Raw genomic sequence first — 17,536 nt, forward strand, 5'->3', positions numbered from 1 at the left:
GCGTCAGCCATCTTCACATGGACAGACGGGGGATCGAAACACGTTTCGGCATACCCACGGTCGACAGCGGCGGGTATTTCGCAAGCGCGGCCTCGATCGGTTCGGTGCCCCAACCGGGCCGGTCCGGAACGGTGAGATAGCCGTCCTTGATCTCGGGCATGTGGGAGAAGATCTCCGCGTCCCAGGCAATCCGGTCAATATCGGTTTCCATGATCCGCATGTTCGGGACGACCGCGCTGAAATGCGCGTTCATCATGGTGCAAAGGTGGCCATAGAAATTGTGACTCGCCACGTTGATCTCGTGCGCCTCCGCCGCCGAGGCGATCTTTAGCGACTGCCAGACACCGTTCCAGGGCGTGTCGATGATGGCGACATCCACTGCCTGTTCGCGGAAGAACGGAAGGAATTGCTGCAAGCCTATCAGCGTTTCGCAGGATGATATCGGATGGCGGCTATGGGCGCGGATATAGGCAAGCGCCTTGGGATCGAGCGTGTCGATCTCGACCCAGAAAAGGTCGAGATCCTCGACTTCCCGCAGCATGGAAAGAAAGCCCTCGGTCTTCCCGTTGAAGTTGAGATCGAGCAGGATGTCTATATCGGGACCGGCTTCCTCACGCATGATTTCGAGGTGCTTTCGCAAGTCCTTGCGGGTCTTGCGTTCGACATTGCGGCCGGGCTCGTGCGGACGGCTGAAGCCGGGAGACCAGCCCTCGATCCGCCCCTCGTCGTCATAGTGAAAGATATTCGTCTTGAGCGCCGTGAAGCCCTTCTCGCCAACCTCCCGGGCAATCTCGCGCACGCCGCTCTCATCGACGATGCCCGGCGGGAAGTGCTCGGTGCGCGTGCGATAGGAAACGCAATGCGACCAGTAAACCCTGATCTTGTCACGCACCTTGCCGCCGAGCAGGACGTGGCAGGGCACGTCCAGCGCCTTGGCCTTGACGTCGAGAAGCGCATTCTCGATCGCTCCGAGCGCCTGGCCAACCACCCCGCCCGAGCCGGGCCGTGTCACGTTGCGCAGATCTTCCCTGACATGCTCGTGATGCATCGCGCTCTGGCCGATCAGTCGGTGCGAGAGCTCGCCGATCACCGCCGAAACGCCCGGCGAACCGAAGTTCTCGTCGAATTCACTCCAGCCGACGATGCCATCCTCGGTGGCGATTTTCAGGAAATGGTAGTTGCGCCAGGAGTTGCTGCAAGAGAGTGTCTTGACTTCACTGACAATCGCTTTCGTCGACATCGAATTCCCCAGTAAAAAAATCGGGCACGGCCAACCCGGCCCGGATGTGCGATGCGGAAGAAATCAGCACCGTGGCGCCATGCCTGCACGACGCAGCCAAATTGAGTTGAAATGCAAAACCACCCGGCGCGCGCTTCGCCCGGATGAGGCATGGACGCGCGAGGCGCCCATGCCCAGATTCACGCCGCTGCTTATTTCAATGCTTTTTCGATTTTCGTCGCAGCAGTGTCCAGCGCCTCCTTGGCGCTGACCTGGCCGGCTAATCCGCGCGCGACTTCGTCAGCCAAAATCTGCTGAGCAGCATCGGACTTCGGGCTGCGGATGCGCCACATTTTGCCTTTTGCAGCCACCTCGTAGGCCTGCTGCAAGGTCTCGTAGACCGGGCCCAGCCAAGGCTCGGCCGGCTCTCCGTTCAGGGTGGACTTGCGAGCCGGGAACGAGCCGACCAGGGAGGCATTGACGCTCTCGCCCTGCTTGGAAGTCAGCCACTGCAGGAAGGCCCAAGAGGCTTCCAGCTTCTTGGTCTTGCTGCTGATGCCGGCGATCCAGATGCCGCGATGCGTGCCCGCCTGGGCACTTCCCACCGGTAAAACCTGGATTCCGACTTCGTCGACCGTCAGCGTCGTCGATTTCGGATCGACAGCGGTCGATTTATAGACGCTGCCCCAGTTGAACATGTTGGCGACGAGGCCCTGTCGAAATGCCTGCAGCGATTCCGAGAAGCCGTGCCCGAGAGCGCCGGGCGGCGCGTAGTCGAGCAAGCGCTTGTGGATTTCGAGCGAGGCGACACCCGTATCATTGGCGAACGCCGGCGCACCGGCATCGTCGAGCAGGCTGCCGCCATTGGCATTGAGGATCGACTGCCAGATCGTCGGCGTCAGCGACTCACGGACAAAATAGGTATCGATCGCCCAGCGGTCATCCTTGCCGTCACCACTGGAGTCGCGCACCAGTTTCCCGGCGTCGGCAAAGAACTCGTTCCAGGTTTGAGCCGGTGTCGGCTCGGGCAATCCCGCTTCCTTGTAAAGCGTACGATTATAGAATCGGAGCAACATGTTCGACCGGACGGGAACAGCATATTGCACCCCATTCCATTCGCCGGCCGCAAGCGGCGCCGCATTGAAATCGTCCCAGTCGTAGCCTTCTTCTGTCAGAGCGGCGACCTTATCGCCCTTCAGATCCATGAGGGCCCCGATTTCGGCCAATTGCGGAACCCACGGATCGTCGACGAGTAGAACGTCGTATTCGGGATCCGGGCTGGTTGAGTCCAGCATCATCTTGGCCAAAAGCTCGGTATAGGGCACGCCGTCGAAGACGACGCGCACATTCGGAAACGCCTTGTTGAACTCCGGAACAAGCAGTGTCTGCCATGTGTTGGCGAAGGCCTCGTTCGCGATGATCCTGATTTCCGTAGGATTGTCGGAGGTGCCCAGACCTTCCTGCGCCTGCGCGGAAACCAGCGGCATCGCCGCCATAACGAGGGATCCGGCCATTCCGGCCAGCAAGTCCCTGCGCCTCGTCATTTTCCCGATGTTTTTTCTTTTCACGATTTTTTCCTCCTTCGCCGTGATTCCGTCTTCTCTATATTCTATAGAATATGGAATGCGTGCGCTGTCAAGCGATCGCGTCGGATGTCCGCGATCACTTTTCTGAACGCCGAAAGGCGTCCGTCCGCTCCCGGCCCATTGCGGTCATTTGACCCACAAAGAACGGACGTCCACTTTCCACCCAATCCAACGCCCACCATTCATGAGGTGTGGTTTTTGGAGTGGCTCGGCGAAAACTTTTCGCGGCGCTTGACGCCGCGCCCGGATCCGGATCACATCGCTGGTACACAAAGCGGCCCGCCGGGCAGTTCCGATCAGACCGGGAAATGCCGCGGTTACGCTGGCTGAGAATCCGGGTTGCCCGGGCTGAACAACTTGTGCGGAGAAGAGCCACCAGCCGGCTGCGGCGGCGAGAACGGGCGATGCAGCGGTTTTGGCGGATGCGACGTCTTCATATGTTCGCGGTTATGCGCGGTTCGGTCCACGACCATTTCAACCGGGAACGCCATCTCAACAGCCTCAATGAGAACCAGGCCGCCCCACTTGCCTGGTGACAGCAGCTTTGTGCCGGCTAGACAAGGGCACTTAGGTCAAACGGAGACCGGTTCGAGTTTGCCTGACAGGACCCCGTAAGCTGCTACCCGGCACCTACTTGGTGCCGGACTTCTTGGTGGATTGCGGCGGATTCGTTGTATCCGCCTGGCTGTCTGCCTGAACATCCTGAGCATCCCCGGATCGGCGGCCCGGCAGGCTGCGGTCCCGCGGATCCTCCGATGCGTCTTCGCCCAGACCCGGGCCGGTTCCGGCCGTCGTCTCGCCGGTGGAACCGTCAAAATCGAAGCCGGGTCGGTCCACGGCGACCGCTTTCTTGGCCGTGTCGGGTTTTTTGGGAAGTTCGGGCCGAGGTTCAATTCTGATCACTTGATTTCTCCATGAATTTGGCGCCGTTGAAAACTCGCGGACCGATTCACCTAAATGATCGCCGATGCGTATGGTCTCGCGAGACTTGCTGTCATTGATCCGGCCGAGAGTGCTTTCCAGGGAATGTTTCAGTTTCGTTGTGGCGCCCTTGTATGCGCGTTCAAGCGTTGAAGCCTGATCGGTCACCACTTCCGGCTTCCGCCCTTCCAGCCGCGCTTCGATAACGCAGCGCTTGTCCGAATTGCCTGCCTTGCCCGCGTTCAAATCGCTGAGGTGCACTTCGATCCGTGTAATATGCTTGCCGAACCGCCCAATATGCGTGTTGACCTCCGCCTCGACGAGCTCGGTAAGCGCGCCTCCACCACTCGTGACGTCGTCCGTATTGATTTGGATTTGCATTCGCCGCTCCTTCACGAATTGATGGAATATTATTTACTATCTTGGATTATGTTATTTCTAATAATTCCAAGAGAAGATTAGGCTCGGATGCAATTCTGATTCGATAAATCCTATTTCCTTATTGTGTCAATATTTACCTCATTGGAAATAAATATCGGGCGGGCCTCGCGCAAAACAGGCGGATCACCCGCCCCTTCATCTAGGGTTCTGGCCAATCGCGCCCCGCTACGGCGTCGCCCCGAACGCCGGCCATAGCGCGTCTGCTCCGGAACTGGCATTGATGCGGGCGCCGGACAACAGAACATGGCGAAAGGCATCGGGTCAGGTTCAAAGCCGGCCCGTGAGCAGCAGCACGACGACGATGATCAAAATGACACCGAGAACACCGATTCCGGCATGGCCGAATCCGTAGCCATAACCTCTGAAGCGCCCGCTGAAGCCGCCGAGCAGGAAGATGATGAGAATTATGACCAGGATGGTTCCGAGCGACGTGGACTTGACTCCCATAACCGGCGTCGAGTTGGATAATTCTTCATCCCTGCCCGAGCGCAATTCATTTGATAGTCACGAATTGACGGACTGTGGATATTCCGGTCCGCTACCGGCTTTATGGCATATGCGGGTGTGGGAGTCTGTGTTGATTGCAACGAGCGAGCCCGAAATGCCGCAACGTAGGGATAACGTCAGAACGACCGCGACCCCCAGACTGCTCTTCTTGAACCAGGCCGACGGTGGAGCAATATACTACATCATTGCGCCGCTTTTCGCGACGAAAAGGCGATCCATGGCCCGGCACCGCAGCTGTTGGCAGGCCATGCAATAGGAGCGCGGGGAATGCTACTGACGCGGATTGGCTACTACAGTGATTTCTTCGTCTACCCGGTGCTGATCGCGGTTTTGGGTGCGGTGGGCGTCACGCACGCGGGCGCGAAAGAAGCCGTCGCCTACATCGCGATCTTTCTGGGCAGCCTGGCACTATGGACGCTGCTCGAATACATTCTGCATCGCTTCGTGCTGCATCACTTGCCCTACATCATGGAGATGCATGAACAGCACCACCGGGAAGTCCGTGCGCTGGTGGGAACGCCGATCTGGATCTCTGTCACATTGATTGTCTGTTTCGTGTTTCTTCCGGTCTTTTGGCTCGCCGGTTTCGCAACGGCGAGTGTCGCCACATCGGGTTTCATGGCCGGCTATCTCTGGTATGTGAGCGTGCATCACATGGCGCATCACTGGCATCCCGCACATAACGGCTACCTCTATTCCGTCAAACGCAACCACGCGATGCATCACACCGACGAGGCCAACAATTTCGGCGTCACGTCGCTTTTTTGGGACCGGGTTTTCCGGACGATGCGCCGGCTGCGGTAGGTTCCGAAAAGGGGCAATTCCCGGTTCCCGGTTTTGGCATGACGATATGATGCAACTCTCGTCCGCCCGATTCCCGGGATACTCTCGATAAACAAAAGCCGATCTATTCCTTGTAGAAAACGGCGGCAAGCGCCATAAATGGTTGTCGATAGACGGCAAGATTTCCGTGGCCAGCGCATTTTCACTGACATTGGCCAATTAATTCAAACCCGAAAATACGATTTCGACAGTCTGCATACGTGCGGATAAGCTATATACTTATGAAGTGGTCTATTATGACCACAGGAACAGTTAAATTCTTCAATCTTCAAAAGGGTTTTGGATTTATCGCGCCGGATGACGGCGGCAATGACGCATTCTGCACATCAGCGCCATCGAACGCGCCGGAATGAGCGATCTGCGCGAAGGCCAGAAGGTCGGATACGAACTCGTCGCCGACCGCAAGAGCGGCAAGATGTCGGCAGACAGCCTTTCCAACGCAAGCTAAGAACCGGTACCACTGCCGTCGCATAAATCCGACGGCAGTGGTACTCCCTCCAATCCCGGCCTGTATCCACGCTATCCGACCCGGCAAACGGACCGGGCGACAAAGACCATCTCCGAAATGGCCGTGCTCGAGTGACGAAGCCCTTACGCCGGGCTTGCATAACGGACGTGCGAAACAGCGGATCGAGAGATCCATTCGATAGACCCACGTCGACACGGCCATCGGTCACGACGCAATGGCCGGAAACACTATCATGAAACCCTTCTCGCACGCGCGCCCGCATTTCCCTGAGATAGTACCGCGCCCGTCCGCGAAGAATTGTTTGGCGTCGAGCGGCTCGAACTGCATGCGGAAACGCTTGCGGCGACGCAGCCGGTCACAAACGTCCCTCCGAAGGTCAAGCCGCTGCAAGCCCGGCTCAACGAAAATTCCACTGTTCTGCTGGCTGCCTATCGCGCGAGCGCGGCGGGTGACTTTTTTGGGCTCAGAAGCCAACATCGATTGGGAGACCGCTCAACTGCAACTGCGGGCCCAATACCGTTGAAATAACCGCTCCGATCTGCAATACATGTATACATCCGTGAAAATACGCGGCGATCAAGGGAGGAGCATGAAAATGACCAAACTCATAACCAAGCTGCCGGAGGAACCCTACGAGGAGACGATCCGGAAATTCGCCCGTGACGGCGCCCACATACCGGGCGACGACGCGGCCAATCCCTGGGTCCCGTTCGGCGATGCGGCGGCGATCAAGCATTTCTGTTTCGATGTGCGCACCAACTCGGTCGCCAACATTCTGTGGGTCAAGGGCGGCGGTCGCATCGGCACACACAAGCACCGCGGAGTCGTCTCAGCCGTTACTCTGGAAGGGTCCTGGGCCTATTACGAGTATGACTGGGTCGCCCGTCCCGGCGATTTCGTCTATGAATTGCCGGGCGCCGCCCACACGCTGTACTCCGACGATCCGAACGGGATGAAGGCGCTGTTCTGGATCAACGGCCCGATCGAATTCTACGATGACGACGCCAATTACGACTTCACCGCGGACGTGTTCTGGTTCATCGACCACTATACGAAATACTGCGAGGAGAAGGGCCTGCCGGTTAATCAGGACATGTTCATCTGACGCCGCCAGGAAACAGAAATCACGCGCCCGGACCGGTCACGGTTCGGGCGTTTTGTATACATGGCGACTTATGACCACCCGGTCAGGCGGCAGTCTCAATCAGAACCTTGCATTGCGTTGTGCGGTTGCGGAGCGCCTCGAATGTTTCGGGCACACCTCCGAGGCCGATCCTCTCGGTAATCAGCGCCTGCGGACGGTACTGCCCGTCCGTCGCAAGGACATCGATGGCGGTCTCGAACTCGTGCATGTTGAAGAAGGCCGACATGACGATCGTGAGTTCCTTCGACAGCACCGCGAACGGGTCCCATTCGTCGCCGCCGACGCAGAGACCGACGCCGACGACTGTCCCGTGAACACGGGCAAGCCCGCAGGCGAAATCGATCAGCCCCTTCTTGCCCACGCATTCGAAGACAATGTCGGGCGGCCCGCCGGCCTGGTCCGTAAAAGCGGCGGCGAGATCGGGGCCTGAGATGGCGAAGCCGGTCGCGCCCACGGCCCCTGCGCGCGCTTTCTGGCAATCGATGATATCGGCCACCACCACGTGGCTTGCTCCCATCCGGCGCGCCCAGAACGCGACCAGTAGACCGATCGGGCCGGCGCCGAGGATCAGCGCTTTGTCGCCGGGTTTCAGGCCCGACCGCATGACGCTGTGAAGGCCGATGGACGTGGGCTCTGCCAATGCGCCTTCGGCAAGCGGCAGGTCGTCCGGCAGTTTCCGGCACTGGCGGGCCGCCACGCTGGCGAATTCGGCATAGCCGCCACCAATCAGACGCATCTCGGGGCACCATGCGGGCTCGCCGGCCCGGCAGCTGTCGCAATGTCCGCAGCCCCACATCGGCGCGACGGCGACCCGATCACCTGTGGCGAAGCCGGTCACATCCGAACCAAGGGCCGCGACTTCCCCGGCGAATTCATGGCCGAGGACGACGCCCTGCCCGATGCCGAAGGTTTTCGGATCCTCGGTCATGTGGAGATCGCTGCCGCAAATGCCGCAGGCTGCGACCTTCAGCAAGATCTCGTCCCGTGCCGGCGACGGATCGCCGATCGTATCGACGCGCAGCGGGCGCCCGACGGTATCGAACAATGCAGCTTTCATTGTCCTCCTCCCGAAACAAGGACACGTCTGGTCGGGAACCACGGCGCATCCACCAACTTGTTGACAAGGCTCCAGACGCCGCCACGGGCAAACAACGCGACCAGCAAGGTCAGTACGCCCAGCACGACGAGATAGGTGGCCCCGTATTCGCCGAACCAACGGTCGGCGAAGAAATAGATGAACGAGCCGATCAGGACGCCTTCGATGCTGCCTATGCCACCGATCATCACGATGAATATCGCTACTGTCGCCCATTGCGGACCGTAAGCGGAGTCGGGCGTGATCCGAAGTTGCGCCATGAAGTAGATCGCCCCGGCGAGCCCGGTGCCAACCGCGCCGGCGACGAATAGCAGGAACCGCAGCCGCGACACGTTCACGCCCTGACTTGCCGCGGAAACCGGATTGTCCCGCATCGCCGTCAGCGCCAGTCCGTAGCGCGACCGGAGCAGCCAGTAGGTCCCGCCCACTGTGACGAGCAGCATGAGAGCGCACAGGATGGTCACGCCGATGGCGCGTTCGTGCGCGCTGTACTGCGTCATAACCCGCAGGCTCATGCCCGCGCCGGCGTTCACATAGCTGAAATTGGTCGTCAGAAGCCGGACGACCTCGGCCACGACCCAGGTCCCGATGGCGAAATACGGGCCATCGAGGCGATGCAGCAGCGCGTAGGTCGGCACCGCGAGAATAGCCGGAGCGATGAGACAAAGCGGCACGGCAACAAAGGGATTGACGCCCATGTTCTGCGCCAGAGCAAACATCATGTACGCCGCGACGCCGCTGAAGGCCTGCTGTCCGACCGAGACGAGCCCGCCATAGCCCGCGAGCAGGTTCCACATCTGGGCGATGGCGATGTAACAGCACAGTTCGACCACCGAGCGTATCGTGCCCTGCCCCGCCCACCACGGCATCGCGACAAGCGCTGCAAGCAATCCGATCCCGATGATCATGGCCACGATGCCGGAAACAGTCTGGCTGCGAACCCTGGCGCGGGGCAGCCCGCCGGGAATATTGATCGACATTGTCATCTCACGACCTCCCGAAGATGCCCTGAGGGCGGAAGGCCAGCACGGCCAGGAACACGAGATGGCCGGCCAGGATGCCGAAACCGGGATTGATGCGGAAGCCGATGGCCTGGCTTACGCCCAGAACCATCGAGCCCAGAAACGCGCCCCAGATCGACCCCATGCCGCCGATGATCACCGCCTCGAATGCATAGATGAGCTGCGCCGGCCCGTCGGATGGCGCCACGGTGGATCGCAGGCCCTGGAAAACCGCCGCAAACCCGAGGATGCCGACAGCCAGGGCCGTCGCCCATGCGTAAACCGCCTGCGGATTGACACCGGTCAGCGCCGCCGCCTCGACATCCGCCGCGGATGCCCGCAGCGCGCGGCCGAATTTCGTGAACCGCAGCAGCGCGTCGATGCCGCCGGTCAACGCCGTCGCCACGATCAGCACGATCACCGGCAGCACACCGATGAAGATCGTGCCGATCTGCCACGAGGCCTGCTCGATGCCGCCGCCGGGGATCGACCGCGTGTCGGCCGACCAGATCTGCTGCATCGCATTCTGCAGGGCAATCGAAAGCCCGAATGTCGCGATGATCGAGGGCAACGGGTCCTGGCTGACCACGCGGTTCAATATTCCGCGCTGCAGTACGTAGCCGATGGCAGCCGCGATCGGGACGAGCACGAGAAGTAGAACGAAAGGCCCGAGGCCGAACGATACCGAGAGAGACACGCCGATCAGCGCGAGGAGGATCATCAGATCGCCATGCGAGATGTTGACGATCCGCATCACCCCGAACATCAGCGCCATGCCGAGGGCGTATTGCGCATAAAGCCCGCCCAGAAGGATGCCCTGGATAAATCCGTCAAGCCACTGCATGGCCGGCTCCGAAATAGGCTGCGGAAATGTCTTCTCGTGAAATGTCGGCTGACTTGCCCGTCAACGTCACTTTGCCCTCCAGCATGCAGTACAATCGGTCGGAAGCTTTCTTGGCGAGCCCGACGTCCTGCTCGACCAGAACGATGGCGGTGCCCGCCGCCGAGATCGACGGGATCGCGGCATAGATCTCGTTGATGACCTTCGGCGCGAGACCGAGCGAAATCTCGTCGCACAGAAGCACTCTCGGCTGGTTCAGCAGGGCCCGCCCGATGGAGACCATTTGCTGCTGTCCGCCCGAAAGGCTTTGCACCAGATCGCGGCGCTTCTCCTCCAGGATCGGAAACAGCTCGTATACCCGCCCGAGGCTCCATGTATCGTTGCCGCCGGCGGAATGGTCGATGGCGACGCGCAGATTGTCCTCCACCGACATGCCGGTGAAGAGCCGGCGTCCCTCGGGGACGATACCGACACCCTTGGCCACCATGTGGTGCGACGCAGCGCCACCCGTGGGCTGCCCGTCGAGCAGCACCATCTCCGGCGCGACACGGATCACACCCATGACCGACTTCAGAAAGGTGGACTTGCCGGCGCCGTTCGCACCGATGAGCGCCACAACCTCGCCCGGCGCGACCTCGAAATCGATCCCGAAGAGCGCCTGGAAGTCGCCATAAAACGCCTTGAGCCCGTGAGTGGAAAGCAGCGCGGCGCTCATGCCTCGATCCCCATATAGACACGTTTGACTTCCGGGTCCTCGATCACCTGCCGCGGCGGCCCCTCGATGATCTTTTCGCCGAAATCGAGCACCATCACCCGGTCGGCCACCGCCATCAGCGCGTGCAGCACGTGCTCGATCCATACGATGGTGACGCCCTGGTCGCGGATCCTGCGAACCAGGTTGACAAGGTCCTTGCCCTCTTCGTCCGTCAGCCCGCCCGCGATCTCGTCCAGCAAAAGGAGTTTGGGCCGGGACGCGAGCGCCCGTGCCAGTTCCAGCCGCTTGCGATCGAGCAGCGTCAGCGTGCCCGCCATCTTGTTCGCCTTGCCGCCGAGCTCGCACTGTTCCAGCACCGCGGCGCAGTAGTCATAGGCCGCGCGCTCGCTCTTTCGGCCGGCAAAGCTTGCCGACACGAGCAGGTTCTCGAAGGTCGTCATCCCGTCATAGGGCAGCGGAATCTGGTAAGTCCGCCCGATCCCGAGCTGCGCTCGGCGGAAGGGCGGCTCCTTGCCGAGCGGCGCGCCGTCAAACCAGATGGTGCCGGAATTCGGGCGAAGATCGCCCGAAATCAGGTTGAAAAGCGTGGTCTTGCCCGCCCCGTTCGGTCCCAGGATACCCAGGACCTCACCGGGACGGACATCGAAGCTCACGTCGTGAAGAACACGGTTGGCGCCGAATGACTTGCCAAGCCCGACGGCCTGCAACAATGCCGGCCGGCTGTCCGCGGTCTCGTTTGCCGATGCTTCCATGACCCCTAACGCCTCAAGCGGTTCAGCTTGCCCAAGGCAGGATCTTCATCTTCTGCTCGGGCTCGAACAGCTTGTTCACCGAGTTGTCGACGATCTTCAGATCATACATCCACTTGTCGCCCGGCACCCACTGACCGCCAAAGATCGGCGTGGTCGAAACGTTGGGATGCGGACCCGTGTTGAAGTTCACGGGGCCAACCAGCGTTTGCATATCCGTCGTCTTCAGGGCGTCGCGAACCGCTGCCTTGTCGAGCGGATTGCCGGAACGCTTCAACGCATCAATGGCGACTTCCCAGAGCGCGTGGCTATAGCCCAAAGGCTGGGTCCACTGGCGGTTGGTCTCCGCCTCCCAGTCGTCGGCGATGTCCCGGCTGACCTGACCAGTGAGAGAAGACTTGAACGGGAAGGCCGGGGTCCACCAGACCTCCGACGACATTCCGTTGCCCAGATCGCCCATGGCTTCGACAGCCGAGGGGAAGAGCAGCGCCGCGGCCATGGTCATGGCTTTCGGATGATAGCCCTGCTGGTTGCACTGGTTCACGAAGGTCTTGAAGTCGTCGACAAAGGCAATGCCGCCGACGATATCGCAGCCACCCTGCTTGAACGTGGAGATCTGTGCCGTGAAGTCGTTGGTGCGCGGCTGGAAGTAGCCGGGCTTGATCACTTCGAAGCCCGCTGCCCGCGTCGGTGACGGCAGGCCATAATCCTCGTTGCCCCAGGTTTCGCCGTCGATGTTCTGCGGGAACAGCATCCCGACCTTCTTGTTGGTCTCGATGGTATTCCAGAGACCGACGAAGGTGTTGAGTGCCTCGTCCAGCCCCCAGAAGAAGTGATAGGTCCAGTTGAAGGGCTTGTCCTGCCCGCCGCGGGGAAAAATGATCGCCTGCCATGGCGCGCCCGCAGAAATGCAAGGCGTTTCGAACAGCTCCGCCTGATCGGCCGCCGCGGTGATCGTCGGCGTGGTCGAAGCCGGCATGAGCAGATGAACCCCATCGTTGAGGATCAGGTCGCCCGCCACCTCGGCAGCCCGGTTGGAGTCCGACTGGCTGTCCTTCACGATGATTTCGACATCGTAGGTTTCGCCATTCACTTCCAGACCGTCGGCAAGCAGTTTCTTGATGCGGTCCACGGCAAAACCGTCCGTCTCTCCGAACAGCGCCATGGGGCCTGTGCCGGGCGTTATGAACCCGATCTTGATGATGCCGCCCTGGGCACGCGCGATATTCGGCATGGCCAGTGCCGCCGCGCCTGCGCCGATCCCCTTGAGAACTGAACGGCGAGATGCCGCCAAATGTTTGCTGGTCTTGGTAGTCATTCTGGTCTCCTCCCGATAACCAAGGTTTCAGTCACACTCCCGCGAACGGCTTGAAAGCAATCGGCGAGAGCCATGCACGTCACGCTATTCGCAGCATCGAGCCTCCATCGATCACGTACTGCGCACCCGTCACATAGGACGAAGCAGGCGAGGCCAGAAAAAGGGCGAGCCCCTTGATGTCTTCCGGATCGCCGATCCTGCCGAGCAGCGACTGCGCCTCGAAGGCCGCGCGATCGGCCGGATTCTTCAACCGTCCGCCGGCTATATTGGTCATGAAGGGGCCCGGCGAAATGCAGTTGACGTGAATGCCGAACATGCCGAGTTCCATCGCGGTGTTGCGCACCAGATGATCGACCCCGGCCTTGGCCGGCATATAGGGCAACCCGACAATAGCCTCGTTGATTTGCGCCGCCACCGACGAGGTGACGATGATGCGACCTCCTCCGGTCTTCTTCATGTGGCGGGCTGCGTTCTTGATCGTCGTGTAAACACTGGAAAGGTTGACTGCGATTACCTTGTCCCAGTGCTCGTCATCGAGATTGTCGATCGCGCCGTCGGGATTGCGCTCGCCTTCCGGCGTCAGGAATCCCGGTCCGGCATCGATGCCGGCATTGGCAAAAACGATATCGATGAGTCCATGCTCGCTGGCGACCTTGTCGAAGGCCTCGGCCATCGCCGGCCGGTCGGAAACATCGATCCGCTGGCTCCATGCATCGCCACCCGCCTCCCGGATCGCCGCCACGGTCTCGTCCAGTCCGGACTGATCGATATCGAAAATACAGACGCGAGCGGCGTGTTCGGCCATGATCTCGGCATAGGCGCGGCCGATGCCGCTGGCACCGCCGGTGACGATCACCGACTTGCCGCTGACGTCGAACATTTCCTGCAACGACGGCATTCATACTCCTCCCTGACGGACCGCCCCGTGGACGGGCCCGTATTCACGATCTCCCGCTATCGACGTGAAGTCCGGCCGTTAGCGGCATTGCAGCTGACGGCTGCAGTCCTGCTCCTGGGCCCGATCGTAACAGCAGCCCTCGGCATCGTCGTTGCGTCCCCGGACATATCGCGTGTCATATTCGGACATTTCCCGCGCCGTTGCGAACACGCAAAACCAGACGATTCCTTGCCTCCACCCCGTAGGCCTAAATGCTCATCCCGCCGTCAACCATATGCAGCGTTCCGGTCGAGAAACTACTCAGATCGCTTGCAAGAAACAGGGCAGAACTTGCGATTTCCGCTGGCGCCGCATGGCGGCCGAGCGGAATGATGCTGTTGAAATATTCGGTTCCGTCATGGCCCGTGGCCGCCGTGAAACCGTCTTCAACCCTCTGCTGAAAACTGTTGTCTACCGGCCCCGGATGCAGCGTGTTGACGCGGATCCGACGCGGCGCCAGTTCCTTGGCAAGGCAGCGCATCAGCCCTACCTGGGCGTGCTTGGCGGTGATATAGCCATGCACTCCCGCATCCCCGGTCACACCCGCGACGCTTGACGTGATGATGATGCTGCCGCCGTCACGCATTTTCGGGACGGCATGCTGGCAGGCCAGGAACGCGCCGCGCACATGGACAGCCAGGACGCTATCGAACACCTCGACCGGAAAGCTTTCGATCGGCGCCACGGTGCCAAAATTGCCGGCATTGCTCATCAGCACGTCGATCCCGCCGAAGCGCTCCGTCGCCGCTGCAACGTAAGCGGCAGTCGCCGCGGCATCGGAAACATCGGCGGCGACGCAGAGGACCCTGTCACGGAACTCGCTTAACCCGATCGCTTCAAGATCCGGCGCTTCGAGATCGACGAGCACAACCCGCGCGCCCTCTTCGAGAAACCTGCGCGCGGTTGCCGCGCCGACGCTTCCCGCGCCGCCGGTGATCACGCAATTCTTTTCGTTCAGCAATTGACCAGACATGCATCCTCCCTCGGCCCTTACGGCTCGTCGCTTCCGGTTTGACCCTTAGTATCTTCGCCTAATGCGGGAAACACCGAAACGCCGTCCGCATGCGCCAGGCTTCCGGAATGTCCGAAAACGGCAGGCGATATGTCCGGCGCGGTCGGGACAACGCCAATAATGCCGCCTAGGATTTTGTCCCGTATCGACAGGAAAACGCCGGAAACGGTGAATGGGAGGAATTATGGCAGAAGTTGCAGGGACCGAATTCTGGCGCGGCATCAAACCGATCGAAAAGGTTTTCCAGCCCAATGCACTACCGGAAGTGTACATGGAAAACGTCGCCACGGAGGACGAGCGCTACTACGTGCCGTTCAGCGAAACGGTATCTTCGCGCCCGTTGTGGATTTCGCCGTCGCAAAACAAGTGGTGCGACATCCTGATGGCCAAGGGCGCCGGGTTGGTGAACCGCCACTATCATCCGCACCAGGTGTTCGCCTACACGATCTCGGGCAAATGGGGATATCTGGAGCATGACTGGATCGCCACCGCGGGCGACTTTGTCTACGAGACGCCCGGCGAGGGTCACACGCTGATCGCCTATGAGCACGAGGATCCCATGAAGGTGTTCTTCCAGGTCGAGGGGCCGCTGATCTGGCTCGACGAGGAAGGCGAGGCAGACGGCTATTTCGACGTCCACATGTATATCGACATGTGTAAGCGTCACTATGAGAGTGTCGGCCTGGGCGCGGCCTATATCGAGAATCTTTTCCGCTGACCATCGAAGCCGGATGATTGATGTGGGGGCCGAAGGGCGCCCGCATCGCGATCATTCATCCGGCCGCGAGACCCTGTTTCCGCGCCACGAGGAGGCGAATGTCATGAGCTTTGCCGACTACCTGTTTTCCGGACAGGTGGTTGTCATCACCGGCGGCACATCCGGAATCGGTGCCGCAACCGCGCAAGTGTTCGCGAAGCTGGGCGCCAAGGTCTTTGCGTCCGGCCTCGACGCAGACGGGCCGCACGCGCCGCGCCATGACCGGATCGAGTGCGTCGAGCTCGACGTCCGCGACCGGAGCGCCGTCGAAGGTTTTTTTGCGGAGCGGGACCGCCTCGATGTGCTGGTCAATTGCGCCGGGATCAGCCGCGACCGCGACGAGTGGACCGTCAATGCCTTCGACACGGTGATGGACATCAATCTGGCGGCAGCTTTTCGCACCAGCCAGCTCGCCCGACCGCTGCTCGCTAGGTCGGGCGGTTCGATCGTCAACATCGCGTCCATGTATTCAACATTCGGGGCCGCCGACCGGCCGGCATACAGCGCCAGCAAGGGTGGCATGGTCCAGCTGACGAAGTCGCTTGCGATCGAATATGCCGGCGAGGCGATCAGGGTCAACGCGGTTGCGCCGGGCTGGATCGACACGCCCCTGGCGACCGGTCTCTTCGCTGACAAGGCGGTGTCAGACCCTATACAGGCACGGATTCCCCTTGCCCGCTGGGGCGACCCAACCGAGGTCGCCGACACGATCGCGTTCCTGGCATCGCCGCTCGCCCGCTACGTCACGGGCGTGTCCCTTCCGGTCGATGGCGGCTACCTGACCGTCTGAACTCGCCGGCGTGCCCGCTTCCCGCTTTTGGCAGGGAATTGAACGAACGGCCGGCTATGTATACAATATGCTAGGTATCTGTAACGAGAGTGGGAGGACGATCGTCAGATGGGCCATGCATTGAGGAATTCTTTCGACACGCGCAGCGTCGCAAAAGCTGACCGGCTGGATTTCTGGGAGGAGAGAACTTCGTCCGATATTGTTGGTCACATGTGTTCAACGATGGAAGAGGACGGATTTCAAGCCAAATTCGACCATTACGACTTCGGCAGCTTTTCCCTCTTCGACATCGTTGGCAAACAGCACGTCGTCAGCAGGTCCGCGGAATTCGTACGAAAGCGCGACAAGGATTCGGTTTTCCTGATGATCCTGATGAACGGATCGGCTTTCGTGAACCGAAACAACCAGTGCAAGCTTTTCAACCGCGGCGACCTTGCGCTTTACGACACCAACGCGTCGTACATGCACGGTTTTCCCGAAGCCATGCATCACGTGATCTTCGACCTTCCCGGGCAGGAGTTCCGGGCCAGGTTCCCCGGATGGAACCTTCACGACACGCTGCGGATCAGCGGCAGTACCGGAAGCGGCGTCTCAATCGCGAATTTCGTTCGCAAGACCTATTCGGACGTGCGTGCCCGCAAATATCTCGCGCCTGATCCGAATCTCGTCGACGAGGTGTGGACGGCGCTGGAACTGACGCGCGACCTCTATCTCGGCGGCAAGAACCTTTCCTCCTATCAGTTGGGCATAATGCAACGCGCCAAGAACTACGTGCATTCGCATCTCGGCGATCCAAACCTGAATACAGAAAAGGTCGCGGCCGAAATCGGCATGAGCTCCAGGCAACTCAACCGCATCCTCGCCTTGAACGATCTGACCGTGAAGAAGCTGATCCTCGAGGAACGGCTCTCGCAGGCACGGCGCTCGATAGAAGCCGGCGAGCTGAATGACGAGAGCGTCGCGGAACTCGCCTACCGGTTCGGCTTTTCCGCACCGTCCCAGTTCACGAGAGCGTTCCGGAAGCATTTCGGTGTCGGACCGAGCGAAGTCCGCTGCCGAGTTTCCTAGTCGTAGCCTTCGGGTAAGAGATGTGACGGAACGCGGAAGTCTCGATTGAGCGCGAGAGACCATTCTGGCGCAAGGCGTACCATGACTCGGGTCGTAAGGACGTCGTTCCCGGTATATGCCAC

At 60.5% G+C, this 17,536-nt stretch carries 17 protein-coding genes and 1 pseudogene; 6 read left to right on the forward strand and 12 right to left on the reverse strand.

Annotation, left to right across the window (positions count from 1 at the left end; genetic code table 11):
• Positions 1-13: 13 nt before the first annotated feature.
• From IG169_RS14540 to IG169_RS14555, 4 genes are all read right to left on the reverse strand, one after another.
• Positions 14-1,240: a mandelate racemase/muconate lactonizing enzyme family protein gene (locus tag IG169_RS14540; RefSeq protein ID WP_193176950.1), complete on the reverse strand. Its 1,227-nt coding sequence runs from the start codon at positions 1,238-1,240 to the stop codon at positions 14-16.
• A 191-nt stretch (positions 1,241-1,431) separates the two neighbouring features.
• A complete protein-coding gene (locus IG169_RS14545; protein WP_343225661.1) occupies positions 1,432-2,787 on the reverse strand; it encodes an ABC transporter substrate-binding protein in 1,356 nt (451 codons plus the stop codon).
• Positions 2,788-3,435: 648 nt separating this feature from the next.
• Positions 3,436-4,107, reverse strand: coding sequence for an HPF/RaiA family ribosome-associated protein (locus IG169_RS14550; protein WP_193176951.1), 672 nt, complete (start codon positions 4,105-4,107; stop codon positions 3,436-3,438).
• Positions 4,108-4,434: 327 nt separating this feature from the next.
• Entirely contained in the window at positions 4,435-4,614 is a 180-nt protein-coding gene (locus tag IG169_RS14555; protein ID WP_193176952.1) for a DUF3309 family protein, read from the reverse strand.
• A gap of 327 nt (positions 4,615-4,941) precedes the next feature.
• Between IG169_RS14555 and IG169_RS14560 the strand changes: the two genes are divergently transcribed.
• The 3 genes and pseudogenes from IG169_RS14560 to IG169_RS14570 all read left to right on the forward strand — a co-directional run bounded on the left by IG169_RS14560 (position 4,942) and on the right by IG169_RS14570 (position 7,091).
• Positions 4,942-5,478: a sterol desaturase family protein gene (locus IG169_RS14560; RefSeq protein WP_193176953.1), complete on the forward strand. Its 537-nt coding sequence runs from the start codon at positions 4,942-4,944 to the stop codon at positions 5,476-5,478.
• A gap of 275 nt (positions 5,479-5,753) precedes the next feature.
• Positions 5,754-5,965: pseudogene (locus IG169_RS14565) on the forward strand (cold-shock protein).
• A 616-nt stretch (positions 5,966-6,581) separates the two neighbouring features.
• Entirely contained in the window at positions 6,582-7,091 is a 510-nt protein-coding gene (locus tag IG169_RS14570; RefSeq protein ID WP_210326035.1) for a 2,4'-dihydroxyacetophenone dioxygenase family protein, read from the forward strand.
• Between the two features lie 82 nt (positions 7,092-7,173).
• On the opposite strand, the gene IG169_RS14575 is transcribed toward IG169_RS14570, so the two are convergent.
• From IG169_RS14575 to IG169_RS14610, 8 genes are all read right to left on the reverse strand, one after another.
• Positions 7,174-8,187 carry a zinc-dependent alcohol dehydrogenase gene (locus IG169_RS14575; protein WP_193176955.1) on the reverse strand — a complete coding sequence of 338 codons (1,014 nt, stop codon included), beginning with the start codon at positions 8,185-8,187 and terminating at the stop codon, positions 7,174-7,176.
• Positions 8,184-9,212: a branched-chain amino acid ABC transporter permease gene (locus IG169_RS14580; RefSeq protein WP_193176956.1), complete on the reverse strand. Its 1,029-nt coding sequence runs from the start codon at positions 9,210-9,212 to the stop codon at positions 8,184-8,186. The genes IG169_RS14575 and IG169_RS14580 overlap by 4 nt, the downstream gene beginning before the upstream one ends.
• Position 9,213: 1 nt before the next feature.
• Positions 9,214-10,071 (reverse strand): branched-chain amino acid ABC transporter permease, encoded by an 858-nt coding sequence (locus tag IG169_RS14585; RefSeq protein WP_193176957.1) that lies wholly within the window; start codon positions 10,069-10,071, stop codon positions 9,214-9,216.
• Complete coding sequence (locus tag IG169_RS14590) at positions 10,058-10,783, reverse strand: ABC transporter ATP-binding protein (RefSeq protein ID WP_193176958.1); 726 nt, start codon at positions 10,781-10,783, stop codon at positions 10,058-10,060. Before IG169_RS14590 ends, IG169_RS14585 begins: the two co-directional genes overlap by 14 nt.
• Positions 10,780-11,535, reverse strand: coding sequence for an ABC transporter ATP-binding protein (locus IG169_RS14595; RefSeq protein ID WP_193176959.1), 756 nt, complete (start codon positions 11,533-11,535; stop codon positions 10,780-10,782). The genes IG169_RS14590 and IG169_RS14595 overlap by 4 nt, the downstream gene beginning before the upstream one ends.
• A 22-nt stretch (positions 11,536-11,557) precedes the next feature.
• Positions 11,558-12,850, reverse strand: a complete 1,293-nt coding sequence (locus tag IG169_RS14600) for an ABC transporter substrate-binding protein (protein ID WP_193176960.1) — start codon at positions 12,848-12,850, stop codon at positions 11,558-11,560.
• 79 nt (positions 12,851-12,929) lie between these two features.
• Positions 12,930-13,748 (reverse strand): SDR family NAD(P)-dependent oxidoreductase, encoded by an 819-nt coding sequence (locus tag IG169_RS14605; RefSeq protein ID WP_193176961.1) that lies wholly within the window; start codon positions 13,746-13,748, stop codon positions 12,930-12,932.
• Between the two features lie 247 nt (positions 13,749-13,995).
• Entirely contained in the window at positions 13,996-14,760 is a 765-nt protein-coding gene (locus tag IG169_RS14610; protein ID WP_193176962.1) for an SDR family NAD(P)-dependent oxidoreductase, read from the reverse strand.
• 223 nt (positions 14,761-14,983) lie between these two features.
• On the opposite strand from IG169_RS14610, the gene IG169_RS14615 reads away from it, so the two are divergent.
• The 3 genes from IG169_RS14615 (at position 14,984) to IG169_RS14625 (ending at position 17,414) form a co-directional block, all read left to right on the forward strand.
• On the forward strand, positions 14,984-15,517 hold the full coding sequence (locus IG169_RS14615; protein ID WP_193176963.1) for a 2,4'-dihydroxyacetophenone dioxygenase family protein: 534 nt from the start codon (positions 14,984-14,986) through the stop codon (positions 15,515-15,517).
• A 103-nt stretch (positions 15,518-15,620) separates the two neighbouring features.
• Entirely contained in the window at positions 15,621-16,346 is a 726-nt protein-coding gene (locus tag IG169_RS14620; RefSeq protein ID WP_193177001.1) for an SDR family NAD(P)-dependent oxidoreductase, read from the forward strand.
• 108 nt (positions 16,347-16,454) lie between these two features.
• Positions 16,455-17,414, forward strand: a complete 960-nt coding sequence (locus tag IG169_RS14625) for a helix-turn-helix domain-containing protein (protein ID WP_281435938.1) — start codon at positions 16,455-16,457, stop codon at positions 17,412-17,414.
• Positions 17,415-17,536 lie beyond the last annotated feature (122 nt).

Source organism: Oricola nitratireducens (assembly GCF_014904745.1).
In the GTDB taxonomy this organism is placed as follows: domain Bacteria; phylum Pseudomonadota; class Alphaproteobacteria; order Rhizobiales; family Rhizobiaceae; genus Oricola; species Oricola nitratireducens.